The organism is Enterobacter sp. Taxon_8 (genome assembly GCF_058354585.1).
This window is the reverse complement of sequence record NZ_CM177989.1, coordinates 2812905-2826254: the sequence shown is the minus strand read 5'-3', so window position 1 is coordinate 2826254 and position 13350 is coordinate 2812905. Positions and strand designations below refer to the sequence as shown.

Sequence of the window (13350 nt, the reverse complement as noted above, 5' to 3'; positions counted from 1 at the left end):
CCGTTAGCGCTGGGCTAACGGGGGAAGGGAGGTCAGGCGATCGCGTTCTCTTCCAGCTGGCGCATAAAGTTACGCACCCAGTCCATGCGGGTTTTGCGCTCCGTCAGCTCCTGGGTAAATTTCAGACGCGTTGGGCCATCCAGACGGAAATGCTGCGGCTGTTTTTGCAGCAGGCCGATCAGCCACATCGGGTTGACGTGGTTCTTCTCCGCGAACTCAATCACGCCGCCTTTTTCGTTGCCTTCGAGCTTACGAATGCCCAGCTTCTGCGCCTGCTGGCGCAGGCGCGCGATATCCAGCAGATTTCGCGCCGCATCGGGCAGCAGACCAAAGCGGTCGATCAGCTCAACCTTAATCTCTTCCAGCTCGTTTTCCGTCTTCGCACTGGCGATGCGCTTGTAGAACGACAGTCGGGTATTCACGTCCGGAATGAAATCGTCCGGCAGCAGGGAAGGCATACGCAACTCGACCTCGGTCTGCTGGCTGGTGAGATCTTCCAGCGACGGCTCGCGACCGGCCTTCAGGGCATCAACCGCGTTCTCAAGCAGCTCCATATAGAGCGAGAAGCCGATGGTCTCCATGGAGCCGCTCTGGTCCTCACCCAGCAGCTCGCCGGCGCCGCGGATCTCGAGATCGTGCGTGGCCAGCGCGAAGCCTGCGCCGAGGTCTTCCAGCGAGGCGATGGCTTCCAGACGCTTTTGCGCGTCGGTGGTCATCGCTTTCGGATGCGGCGTCAGCAGCCAGGCGTAAGCCTGATGGTGCGAACGCCCGACGCGGCCGCGCAGCTGGTGAAGCTGCGCCAGACCAAAGTGATCCGCGCGTTCAATAATGATGGTGTTCGCCGTCGGAATGTCGATCCCCGTTTCGATGATAGTGGTGCACACCAGCACGTTAAAGCGCTGGTGGTGGAAGTCGTTCATCACCCGTTCCAGCTCGCGCTCGCGCATCTGCCCGTGACCGATAGCAATGCGCGCTTCCGGCACCAGCTCCGCCAGCCTGTCGGCCGCTTTCTGGATGTTTTCCACGTCGTTGTACAGGTAATAGACCTGACCCCCGCGCAGGACTTCACGCAGTATTGCCTCACGCACCACCAGATTATCGTACTCGCGGACGAAGGTTTTTACCGCCAGACGGCGCGCCGGCGGCGTGGCAATAATCGACAGATCGCGCATGCCGCTCATCGCCATGTTCAGGGTTCTCGGGATCGGCGTTGCGGTCAGGGTCAGGATGTCGACGTCGGCGCGCATCGCTTTGATGCGCTCTTTATGGCGCACCCCGAAGCGGTGCTCTTCGTCGACGATCAGCAGCCCCAGATCTTTCCACTTCACGTCGCTTTGCAGCAGCTTGTGGGTGCCGATCAGAATATCGATTTTGCCTTCGCTTGCCTGTTCGAGGATCTGCGTCTGTTCTTTGGTGCTGCGAAAACGCGACAGCATCTCGATGCGTACCGGCCAGTTGGCGAAGCGGTCGCGGAAGTTGTCGAAGTGCTGCTGAGCGAGCAGGGTGGTCGGCACCAGCACCGCCACCTGCTTGTTGTTTTCCACCGCAAGGAAGGCGGCGCGCATCGCCACTTCGGTTTTACCGAAGCCGACGTCGCCGCACACTAAACGGTCCATTGCCAGCGGCTGGCACATATCGCTCAGCACGGCGTTAATAGCCTGAGCCTGATCCGGCGTGGTTTCAAACGGGAAGCTGTCGCAGAACAGCTGATACTGTTCCTTATCATGCTTAAAGGCGAATCCCTCTTTGGCCGCGCGCTGGGCGTAGATATCCAGCAGCTCGGCGGCCACGTCGCGCACTTTTTCCGCGGCCTTCTGGCGCGCGCGCGCCCAGGCGTCGCCGCCCAGCTTATGCAGCGGCGCGTTCTCTTCGGCACCGCCCGCGTAGCGGCTGATCAGATGCAGGGACGACACCGGAACATACAGTTTGGCGTCGTTCGCGTAGGTGAGCATCAGGTATTCACCTTTAATACCGCCCGCTTCCAGCGTGGTCATCCCCTGATAGCGTCCAACGCCATGCTCCAGGTGAACAATCGGCTGGCCCGGATGCAGCTCGGCCAGGTTACGGATCAGCGTGTCCGGGTTGATGGTTCGACGGCTGTCCTGACGGCGGCGCGCGACGCGCTCGCCCAGCAGGTCGCTTTCGCAAATCAGCGCCAGGTTGTTGAGCGTGTCGATAAAACCGTGCTCGGCGGCGCCAATCATCAGGTAACGGCCGTTTCCGGTCGCTTCGCTCAGGCGCAGGATGCGCTTCGGCGCCACCTTAATGCGTCCCAGCAGCTCACCCAAAGCTTCGCGGCGGCCTTCACTCTCAACGGAGAACACCACCGGGCCGGTAAAGGACTCCAGGAACTTGCGCAGATTATCCAGCGGGGATTTCTGCTGCGCCTGGACGGCCAGGTCCGGCAGCGTCCGGAAGGCGAGGTTGGTGTTGGCGGCCTTGTCGGCAAGCGAATCGGTTTTCAGCTGCATGCGCGGCCAGCGCTTCAGCTCGGCGTTGAGCTCGTCGGTACGCAGCCACAGCGCTTCCGGCGGCAGCAGCGGACGCATCGGGTCAACGCCCCGGTTTTCAAAGCGGGCGCGGGTTTCGCTTTCAAAGCGGCTGGCGCTGGCGTCGATATCGCCGGTGTTAACAATCAGCGTATTCGCTGGGAAGTAGCTGAACAGGGCAGGCAGCGGCTCGTTAAAGAATAGCGGCTGCCAGTATTCGATCCCGGCAGGCAGCGTGCCTTTGCTGACCTGCTGATAAATATGTTCCGCGTCGCGCTTCACCTCGAACCTATCGCGCCACTGGCTGCGGAACAGTTCGATAGCGGTTTTGTCCGTGGGGAACTCATGCGCGGGCAGTAAATTGATGGACTCCACTTCCTCCAGCGTGCGCTGCGTATCGGCGTCGAAGACGCGCAGGCTGTCGATTTCATCATCAAAAAAGTCCAGACGATACGGCTGGTCGCTGCCCATCGGGTAAAGGTCGAGCAGCGCGCCGCGGGTCGCGTATTCCCCGTGCTCCATCACCTGATCGACGTGGCGATAGCCGGCCCCGTCAAGCTGCGCCCGCAGGGCATCACGGGACAGGCGCTGGCCTTTTTTCATCACCAGCGCGTGGCCGTGCAGGTAGCTGTGCGGACAGACGCGCTGCATCAGGGTATTCACCGGCACAATCAGCACGCCGCGCTGCATGGTCGGAAGCTGGTAGAGCGTCGACAGGCGCGAGGAGATGATCTCCTGATGCGGAGAGAAGCTGTCATAGGGCAGCGTTTCCCAGTCGGCCAGGCTGAACACCAGATTATCGGTGAACTGGCGAATTTCATCGTGCAGGCGCAGGGCGTTTTGCATATCCGGGGCAACCAGGATCACCGGCCCTTGATGACGCTCGGCGATTTCCGCCACCAGCGTGGCGCACGCCGCGCCCGTGAGTTCACCCAGCTGGCGCTGGTCGCCCGCTTTGACAGGCAAGGAATAACGATAGTGTTCAGGCATGGCTATGTCAGAGTCTCTTATGGATATACCAACAGTATTGGGGCATATCACTGATACGCAATGTCTTTATTATCCTCGATCGTTTTGCATAAGCAAATCGTAACCGCACGGCAGGGCTAAACGCCCCCGAAGCGGGGGCGGAGAGGGCATTAACGCGTTGAGGGGGACAGGGTCAGCGTAGACGGAGGAGAGAAGAAAACGTCGCCAAACAGCGCGGTGGAAATTTTACGCACCCCGAGCCCGGCCAGGGTACAGATCAGCAGGCTGGCAAACGGGTAGACAAGAATTAAGGTGAGTTCAGCCCAGACCGGCCAGTAAGCGGCATTCATCTCGCCAATCAGGAACAGGCTGAAGGCCTCAATTAAGATGCGGTGGGTGGTATAAATCGCAATGGTATTGGAGCCAATCACGTTCAACAGGTTGTCAGGGTGAACGGCATAGCGCTGCTCAAAGCTGTAGAATAGCTTCATGATCAGCACAATCGACAGCAATGAGAGCAGCAGCGGAACGTTAGCAAACCACAGCACCACGGAGACGGCGGCGAAAGCGACGGTTGCCAGCCAGAGGCGGCGCAGGCTGACGCTTTTCATCCACGCCATCAGCGTCGCGCCATACCACGCCCCGAGACTGTAGTAGATCATGTTGCGGACCACGCTGTTCATTCCCCACCACGGCAGCGGCAGGAAGTTGATCGCGATGCTTGCCAGCGCCAGCAGCCCCAGCATCGGCAGCTTCCAGCGGCTCAGCAGTTTACACAGCGTGAAGTACACGACCAGGGCATACAGATACCACAGGCTGGTGCTGGCAGTGAGCATCCCCAGCACAAATCCTGAGAACGAGTCGGCGTAGGCCGCGTTCGACGAGGTGGCAAGCTCGCGATCGGGGGCCAGCCAGGCATTCAGGTGGGTCAGCGCCTGCCATTGCAGAATCCCCCACAGCGCCAGGACCCAGACAATGCTCCAGATTCGCTTGTCGAGACTGGTTCGCCAGTCCACCTCGTCAATATAACGACGGATCAGATAGCCGGAGATAAAGAAAAAGACAGGCATACGGAAGGGGGCAAGATAGAGATTAAAATAGACCCAGCATTTGGCGAGAAGGCCGGAGAGCGGGTGTTGCAGCCCGATCAGATGCGGATAAAACGTGATAACCGAATGATAGATAACCACCAGGCAGATACACAGCCCTTTTATCTGGTTAATCCATAATGCTTTTTGCTTCATTGTTCGCAACTACCTTATTGCCATAGACGAACGAGCAATTGTTGTTAAACGAAACCGTGCTGTAATGGGTAATAGTCTGTATCAGGAGGTTTTTCGGAAAAGGTGGAGGTTATGAGGTGCGGTTTCAGATATTAGTATCCTGATTTATCTGAATTTTTTGGAAAAATGATTACCAAAGCTTACGGTTTCAGTCATTTACGCTTAACGGATTCGCTTATATACTCGTGGGTCTGCTATCAGCAAACAGACGGACTTCATGTATCAACCTGTCGCACTCTTCATAGGCTTACGCTACATGCGTGGGCGCGCCGCGGACCGCTTCGGTCGCTTTGTCTCCTGGCTATCGACTATTGGCATTACGCTTGGCGTGATGGCTCTGGTGACGGTGCTTTCCGTCATGAATGGCTTTGAGCGCGAGCTGCAAAACAACATCCTGGGGCTGATGCCGCAGGCCGTACTCTCATCCACTAACGGCTCGGTTAACCCGCAGCAGCTGCCGGAAAGCGCGGCGAAGTTACAGGGCGTCACGCGCGTAGCGCCGTTGACCACCGGCGACGTGGTGCTGCAAAGCGCCCGCAGCGTGGCGGTCGGCGTGATGCTGGGTATCGACCCGACGCAAAACGATCCGCTGACGCCGTATCTCGTTAACGTGAAGCAGACCGACCTGGAAGCCGGGAAATACAACGTGATTCTGGGCGAGCAGCTTGCCGGACAGCTTGGCGTCAACCGTGGCGATCAGCTGCGCGTAATGGTCCCTTCTGCCAGCCAGTTTACGCCGATGGGGCGCCTGCCAAGCCAGCGTCTGTTTAACGTGATTGGTACTTTTGCTGCCAACAGCGAAGTCGATGGCTACCAGATGCTGGTTAACATTCAGGACGCGTCACGCCTGATGCGCTACCCGGCAGGAAATATCACCGGCTGGCGACTGTGGCTCGACGCGCCGCTGAAGGTCGATACTCTCAGCCAGCAAAAACTGCCGGACGGCACCAAATGGCAGGACTGGCGCGAGCGTAAAGGCGAGCTGTTCCAGGCCGTGCGGATGGAGAAAAACATGATGGGGCTGCTGCTGAGCCTGATCGTCGCCGTGGCGGCATTTAACATCATCACCTCGCTGGGTCTGATGGTGATGGAGAAGCAGGGCGAGGTTGCTATCCTGCAAACCCAGGGGCTCACGCCGCGCCAGATCATGGCGGTGTTTATGGTGCAGGGCGCCAGCGCCGGTATCATCGGCGCGCTGCTCGGGGCGGTGCTGGGTGCGCTGCTTGCCAGTCAGCTTAATAACTTAATGCCGATCATCGGCGCCCTGCTCGACGGCGCGGCGCTGCCGGTGGCTATCGAGCCGCTGCAGGTGGTCGGTATTGCGCTGGCCGCGATGGCCATTGCGCTGCTTTCTACGCTTTATCCTTCCTGGCGCGCCGCCGCCACTCAACCCGCTGAGGCTTTACGTTATGAATAAGATCCTGTTGCAATGCGACAACCTGTCCAAACGCTATCAGGAAGGCACTGTGCAAACCGACGTGCTGCACAATGTGAGCTTCAGCGTGGGCGAAGGCGAGATGATGGCGATTGTCGGCAGCTCCGGCTCGGGCAAAAGTACGCTGCTGCATCTGCTGGGCGGGCTGGATACGCCAACCAACGGCGACGTGATTTTCTCCGGCCAGCCGATGAGCAAAATGTCCTCGGCGGCGAAGGCCGAGCTGCGCAACCGCGAGCTGGGCTTTATCTACCAGTTTCACCATCTGCTGCCGGACTTCACGGCGCTGGAAAACGTCGCGATGCCGCTGCTGATTGGCAAAAAGAAACCGGCAGAGATTAACGCTCGCGCCAGCGATATGCTCAAAGCGGTAGGGCTGGGGCATCGCGGTAACCACCGTCCGTCGGAGCTCTCCGGCGGCGAGCGCCAGCGCGTGGCGATTGCCCGTGCGCTGGTCAACAACCCGCGTCTGGTGCTGGCGGATGAGCCCACCGGGAACCTGGACGCCCGTAATGCGGACAGTATTTTCCAGCTTCTGGGCGAGCTGAACGCCTCGCAGGGCACCGCGTTTCTGGTCGTAACCCACGATCTGCAGCTGGCAAAACGCATGGGACGTCAGCTTGAGATGCGCGACGGCCATCTGAACGCGGAACTGACCCTGATGGGAGCAGAGTAATGGCGTCACCGTTATCGTTACTCATCGGTTTACGTTTTAGCCGCGGCCGCCGTCGCGGCGGCATGGTGTCGCTGATCTCCGTTATCTCGACCATCGGTATTGCGCTGGGTGTGGCGGTGCTGATTGTGGGCTTAAGCGCCATGAACGGCTTCGAGCGTGAGCTGAATAACCGCATTCTGGCGGTGGTGCCGCACGGGGAGATCGAGCCGGTTAACCAGCCGTGGACGAACTGGAGCGATGCGCTCGCCAAAGTTGAAAAAGTGCCGGGCATCGCCGCGGCCGCGCCCTACATTAACTTTACCGGGCTGGTGGAAAGCGGGGTAAACCTGCGCGCCATTCAGGTGAAAGGGGTGAACCCGGCGCAGGAAGCGCGTCTCAGCGCGCTGCCAAACTATGTGCAGAACGGCGCGTGGGCCAACTTTAAGGCTGGCGAGCAGCAGATCATCATGGGTAAAGGCGTTGCCGATGCTCTGAAGGTGAAGCAGGGCGACTGGGTGTCAATCATGATCCCGAACGCCAGCACCGACCACAAACTGCAGCAGCCAAAACGCGTGCGCCTGCACGTTACCGGTATTCTTCAGCTGAGCGGTCAGCTTGACCACAGCTTTGCGATGGTGCCGATGGAGGATGCGCGGCAGTATCTCGACATGGGCAACAGCGTGACGGGCATTGCCATTAAGGTGAACGACGTCTTTAACGCCAACAAACTGGTGCGTGACGCGGGCAGCGTGACCAATAACTATGTCTACATCAAAAGCTGGATCGGCACTTACGGGTATATGTACCGTGATATCCAGATGATCCGCGCCATCATGTATCTGGCGATGGTGCTGGTGATTGGCGTGGCGTGCTTTAATATCGTTTCGACGCTGGTGATGGCGGTCAAGGACAAGAGCGGCGACATCGCCGTGCTGCGTACGCTGGGGGCGAAAGACGGTCTTATTCGCGCCATTTTCGTCTGGTACGGTTTGCTGGCAGGGCTGTTTGGCAGCCTGTGCGGCGTAGTGATTGGCGTGGTGGTTTCCCTGCAGCTGACGCCGATTATCAACGGGATTGAAAAGCTTATTGGCCACCAGTTCCTGTCGGGTGATATCTATTTTATTGACTTCCTGCCGTCTGAACTGCACTGGCTGGATGTTTTTTATGTGCTGCTTACAGCACTTTTACTGAGTCTGCTGGCAAGCTGGTATCCGGCGCGTCGCGCAAGCCGAATTGATCCGGCGAGGGTATTAAGTGGCCAGTAATTACGTCATGATCTAGCGGCTTTCGGGTCGCCAGATCGAAAGAGGAATGCGTTATGTATTATGGATTTGATATTGGCGGCACCAAGATTGCGCTCGGCGTGTTTGATAAAAACCTCAAACTGCAGTGGGAAACCCGTGTTCCTACGCCGCGCGAAAGTTATGACGAATTTTTAACCGCCATTGCCGCGCTGGTGGCTCAGGCGGATGAACGCTTTGGGGTCAAAGGCAGCGTCGGCATTGGCATTCCGGGCATGCCCGAAACCGACGACGGTACGCTGTACGCGGCCAACGTGCCTGCCGCCAGCGGTAAACCGCTGCGTGCCGATCTCTCAGCTCTCCTTGAACGCGACGTGCGTTTAGACAACGATGCCAACTGCTTCGCGCTCTCTGAAGCCTGGGATGATGAATTCCGTCAATATTCTCTGGTGATGGGGCTGATCCTCGGTACCGGCGTCGGCGGAGGAATCGTCATCAACGGTAAGCCCATCACCGGCCGCAGCTACATTACCGGCGAGTTTGGCCATATCCGCCTGCCGGTGGACGCGCTGGAAGTGGTGGGGCGTGATTTCCCGCTGACACGCTGCGGCTGCGGGCAGCACGGCTGTATTGAGAACTACCTGTCAGGCCGCGGGTTTGCATGGCTTTACGAACACTTCTATCATCAGAAACTTGAGGCCCCTCAAATCATTACCCTGTGGGAGCAAGGGGATGCGCAGGCGTGTGAGCACGTCGAGCGCTACCTGGATCTGCTGGCGGTGTGTCTGGGAAATATTCTCACCATCGTCGACCCGGATCTGCTGGTGATCGGGGGAGGGCTTTCAAACTTTACCGCGATTACGGAACGGTTGTCCGGGCGTTTGCCCCGACATTTATTGCCGGTTGCCCGCGTGCCGCGTATTGAACGCGCGCGACACGGGGACGCAGGAGGCATGCGCGGAGCCGCATTCCTTCATCTCACCGATTAGTTTACGAGGTTTCTATGCTGTCGCGTCGCCAGGGTCGACTCAGCCGTTTTCGCAAAAACAAACGCCGCTTGCGTGAGCGCTTGCGCCAGCGGATCTTTTTCAGAGACAGAATGATGCCAGAAGCGATGGATAAACCCAGAGTGGTGGTGCTGACCGGAGCGGGGATCTCGGCCGAGTCAGGAATTCGAACCTTCCGCGCGGCGGACGGGCTGTGGGAAGAGCACCGCGTGGAGGATGTCGCCACGCCGGAAGGCTTTGCCCGTGACCCGGATCTCGTGCAGGCATTTTACAACGCACGCCGTCGTCAGCTTCAGCAGCCTGACGTCGCGCCGAATGCGGCGCATCTGGCGCTGGCGAAGCTGGAAGAGGCGCTGGGCGATCGTTTTCTGCTGGTGACGCAGAATATCGACAACCTCCACGAACGGGCCGGTAACAAGAACATCATCCACATGCACGGCGAGCTGCTCAAGGTTCGCTGCGCATGGAGCGGTCAGGTGCTGGACTGGAAAGAGGACGTGCTGCCAGAGGATAAGTGCCACTGCTGCCAGTTCCCGTCGCGCCTGCGTCCTCACGTGGTCTGGTTTGGCGAAATGCCGCTGGGAATGGATGAGATCTACAGCGCGCTGGCGATGGCCGACGTGTTTATCGCCATCGGAACATCCGGCCACGTTTACCCTGCGGCAGGGTTTGTCCACGAAGCGCGACTGCACGGTGCGCATACGGTAGAGCTCAACCTTGAGCCAAGCCAGGTAGGCAGCGAGTTTGAAGAGAAACACTATGGCCTGGCAAGCACGGTCGTCCCGGAGTTTGTCGACAAGCTGCTGAAAGGGCTGTAACGGCAATCGCCTGAAAAGGCACCCGTCCAGCGGGTGCCTTTTTATTTATGAATGGAAGAACGCCAGCGTCTTCTCGAGAGAATTAGCCTGCTCATCCAGCGAGAGCGCCGCAGCGGAGATCTGCTGAACCAGAGAGGCGTTCTGCTGGGTGGTGCTGTCCATCTGGTTAACGGCGGTACTGACCTGGCTTATCCCGCGGTTCTGCTCGTCCAGCGCCTGAACAATGTCGTTGATGACCAGATGCACGTGCGACACCGCCTCAATCACCTGTTTCATCATTACGCCGGTTTCATTGACCAGCTCAACGCCTTTGCTGACGCGGCCTGAGGACTCGGCAATCAGCTGGGAAATTTCTTTAGCCGCGTTAGCGCTTCGCTGGGCCAGGTTGCGCACTTCACCTGCGACAACTGCGAAACCGCGACCCTGTTCGCCCGCGCGCGCCGCTTCAACGGCCGCATTCAGCGCCAGAATATTGGTCTGGAAGGCGATGCCGTCGACGATGCTGTTAATCTCACCGATCTTACGCGCGCTCTCGTCAATCTCCCCGATGACCATCACCACGTCGTTTACCAGCGTTTCGCCATGCCCGGCGAGGCTCGCGGCGCGATCGGTCAGCGCGGTCGCCTTGTGGGCGTTGTTGGCATTATTTTTCACCGTGACCGAAATCTCTTCCATGCTGGCTGCTGTTTCAACAATCGCCGCCGCCTGTTCTTCGGTACGTGAGGCGAGGTCAAGGTTGCCCGCCGAAATTTCGCTGGTGCCGCCGTGCACGGAGTGGCTGGCTTCGCTGATGTTGTCGACGATGCGCTTGAGCTGCGTCTGCATGGTGTGCAGGGCATAAAAAATGCTGTGGGTATCCCCGGAACGTACCGGGATGGTGTTGTTCAGCTCTCCCCGGGCAACGGCCAGGGCGATCCCTGCGGCCTCCGAAGGTTCCCCTCCAACCGGACGATCAACCTTGCGGGTAAAGATCTGGGCCATCACCAGGCTGACCGCAACGATGCTTAACACCATCATGATGATGGCTTTCAGTAAAAATGCCCGCGCTTCGGCCATCACTTCGCTAACCGGAGTGATAATGGCCAGCTTCCACGGCGTCTGGCTGTTACCGACGGCGATGTCCTGCCAGGTGATGAACACGTCCTCCTTCAGCAGCGGATCGTTTACCCGGGTGACGTCATGACCGGCAATCGGACCGGCGTATGGCTTGCCTGCCGCGCGTTTGTCCGGGCTGGACACCACGTTATTACCCGCTGAGAGGAGCAGGGCGTAGCCTGTGCCGTTCCACGGTTTAATCGCGCCGATCGTGGACTGCAGCGTGGCGAGGGAGAAGTCAGAGGTGACCGAACCCAGAAACTGTCCGTCACGCATGATGGGTGCGGCAATCGAGGTGAGCATCACGTCCACGCCGTTGTAGGGGTAAATATAGGGCTCGATGATCACATCTTTATGCCGCTGTTTCGGCAGCAAATAATAATCACCACTGCCGGGTGTTTCGATGTCAGTCAGCAGGTGTAATGCCGGTTTGCCGGTGGCATCGCGGTCGACGTAGCGGGCGTAGCGTCCGGCAGGATCTTCACCGCTCTGACCGGCAAAGGCGGCATCTTTATCGTCGAACGCGTTGGGCTCAAAGGCCATCGACATGGAGAGAAACTGTGGGTGAGCCGAGAGGTAGTGGATAAGCAGCTGGTTCAGGCTCTGGCGGTCGGATACGCCCGCCTCGCGCAGTGCCAGGGCGCTGTTGCCCATATCCCGGGCGGCAGTCAGGGCGGAATCCAGCTGTTTGCTGACCTGTAAAGCCTGTACCTCGGCTATCTGGCGGATATGTTTTTTGGCCAGCACCTCCTGCTGCGCCATCCACTGCCACATCATAAACCCGATCGTTGCCGTAAAGCCCACCGTCACGGTGAGGAAAATGGACAATAGCATCAACGTCTTGACTCTTATTTTTTGTTTTCGGACCATGGCGTCTTTCATTCTCATCTCCCGTAATGTTGTGCATGTCGGGCAGGCACACAGTACTTATCGGATATTTCATCCTCTTTCTGTAGAGCGCCGGATATATTTAATTTAAATTCCAGAATATTTAATCCCGTTAATTAGTGTGGATGCTTTTATTTTGTGCATTCAATCAAAATAGCGCTCGATAATGCTCGTTATCATCGTGTAGAAAGAGGATGCTAATAAATATTAAGTGGTAAAGGAGGATGGGATATGTACGGATTTATTGCGCGACAACCCATTTTTAACCCTGAGATGAAGACGGTGGCCTATGAGCTGCTCTTCAGAGACGGGATGACAAACCGTTTTCCGGATGTGTCGGCGGAATATGCCACCTCCAGAATGATATCCGATCAGTTTTTATGCGTGCCGTCCCAGCGCATCGCCGGGGCTCATACGTCGTTTATTAATTTCCCTTCGCGAATGGTCATAGACCGCAGTGGAGAAGCGCTGGATAAAGAGAGCGTGGTCATTGAGATCCTTGAAGATGCTGTGCCGGGAGCGGAACTGCTGCAGGCCGTCAGGGAGATGAATGCGCATGGTTATCAGTTTGCGCTTGATGATTTCACCCTTGCACCAGAATGGGATGCTTTTTTACCCTATATTTCAATACTGAAATTTGACGTCAGAAATTACACCTTAGCGCAAATTAAACAGTATCTGAAAACGCGTAAACATCTGACCGGTCATATTAAATATCTCGCTGAAAAAATTGAGACTAAAGAGGAATTCAACCAATACAGGGACGAAGGGTTTTCCCTTTTTCAGGGCTATTTTTTCTGCCGCCCGGAGGTCATTAAATATAAACGGCTGTCGCAAAATCAGCTGGCGATTTTTCGACTGCAAATGGAGGTCGGACGCAATAAGCCTGATTTTCGAATTATCGAGTCGTTGATAAAAACCGATCTCACGCTCTCTTATAAAATCATGCGCTATATGAAGCATACGGCGTTTAAGCATGTCGGCGCCTGTAATTTCAGCAAGTTAACCCTGAGCGAGGTGCTCAGGTATCTTGGCGAAAATCAGCTCCGACGGTTTGTTGCCGTCGTGGTCCTCGCCAGTGCGGGCAATGATACCGTCAGCGAGCTTTATCCGCTGAGCATGATGCGCGGCAAGTTCTGCGAGCTGATCGCAGAGACGATGAACGAACCGATTCTGGCTGAAAATGCGTTCATGTGCGGCCTGTTTTCTCTTCTGGATACCCTCCTTGAGCTGCCGATGGCAGAGTTGATGAAGCAAATTGCGGTCCCGCAGAGCGTGAGCAACGCGCTTTGTCATCAGGAAGGACGGTTAGCCGATATGATTAACCTTTGCCGTTACTATGAACAGCAGCAGTGGGACGAAGCGACCAGAGTACGTCAGAGGCTGGGGCTGTCGGATGAAGAAGTGGTTGAGGCGATGCGAAAGGCGACGATCTGGGCAGGAGAGAATGCGGTCAGTTAATCCTTCCTC

At 57.5% G+C, this 13350-nt stretch carries 9 protein-coding genes; 6 read left to right on the top strand and 3 right to left on the bottom strand.

What is annotated here, in order from left to right; genetic code table 11:
- Positions 1 to 32: 32 nt before the first annotated feature.
- A complete protein-coding gene (gene mfd, locus AC4IBF_RS13445; protein WP_111965551.1) occupies positions 33 to 3479 on the bottom strand; it encodes a transcription-repair coupling factor in 3447 nt (1148 codons plus the stop codon).
- A gap of 149 nt (positions 3480 to 3628) precedes the next feature.
- Complete coding sequence (locus tag AC4IBF_RS13440; protein ID WP_491462908.1) at positions 3629 to 4702, bottom strand: acyltransferase family protein; 1074 nt, start codon at positions 4700 to 4702, stop codon at positions 3629 to 3631.
- Positions 4703 to 4958: 256 nt separating this feature from the next.
- On the opposite strand from AC4IBF_RS13440, the gene lolC reads away from it, so the two are divergent.
- From lolC to cobB, 5 genes are read left to right on the top strand one after another with little or no spacing between them, the layout of a single operon-like run.
- Positions 4959 to 6158 (top strand): lipoprotein-releasing ABC transporter permease subunit LolC, encoded by a 1200-nt coding sequence (gene lolC, locus AC4IBF_RS13435; RefSeq protein WP_127730410.1) that lies wholly within the window; start codon positions 4959 to 4961, stop codon positions 6156 to 6158.
- Entirely contained in the window at positions 6151 to 6852 is a 702-nt protein-coding gene (gene lolD, locus AC4IBF_RS13430) for a lipoprotein-releasing ABC transporter ATP-binding protein LolD (protein ID WP_008500772.1), read from the top strand. The genes lolC and lolD overlap by 8 nt, the downstream gene beginning before the upstream one ends.
- Positions 6852 to 8096 (top strand): lipoprotein-releasing ABC transporter permease subunit LolE, encoded by a 1245-nt coding sequence (lolE, locus tag AC4IBF_RS13425; RefSeq protein WP_127730412.1) that lies wholly within the window; start codon positions 6852 to 6854, stop codon positions 8094 to 8096. Before lolD ends, lolE begins: the two co-directional genes overlap by 1 nt.
- Positions 8097 to 8149: 53 nt before the next feature.
- The gene (nagK, locus tag AC4IBF_RS13420) at positions 8150 to 9061 is read left to right on the top strand and encodes an N-acetylglucosamine kinase (protein WP_491462907.1); all 912 of its coding nucleotides are present in this window, start codon (positions 8150 to 8152) and stop codon (positions 9059 to 9061) included.
- 14 nt (positions 9062 to 9075) lie between these two features.
- Positions 9076 to 9897: a Sir2 family NAD+-dependent deacetylase gene (cobB, locus tag AC4IBF_RS13415; protein ID WP_021240739.1), complete on the top strand. Its 822-nt coding sequence runs from the start codon at positions 9076 to 9078 to the stop codon at positions 9895 to 9897.
- Positions 9898 to 9942: 45 nt separating this feature from the next.
- On the opposite strand, the gene AC4IBF_RS13410 is transcribed toward cobB, so the two are convergent.
- Positions 9943 to 11874, bottom strand: a complete 1932-nt coding sequence (locus AC4IBF_RS13410) for a methyl-accepting chemotaxis protein (RefSeq protein ID WP_491462906.1) — start codon at positions 11872 to 11874, stop codon at positions 9943 to 9945.
- A gap of 237 nt (positions 11875 to 12111) precedes the next feature.
- Here AC4IBF_RS13410 and AC4IBF_RS13405 point away from each other — a divergent pair, with 237 nt between their 5' ends.
- Entirely contained in the window at positions 12112 to 13341 is a 1230-nt protein-coding gene (locus AC4IBF_RS13405; RefSeq protein WP_115874747.1) for an EAL and HDOD domain-containing protein, read from the top strand.
- Positions 13342 to 13350 lie beyond the last annotated feature (9 nt).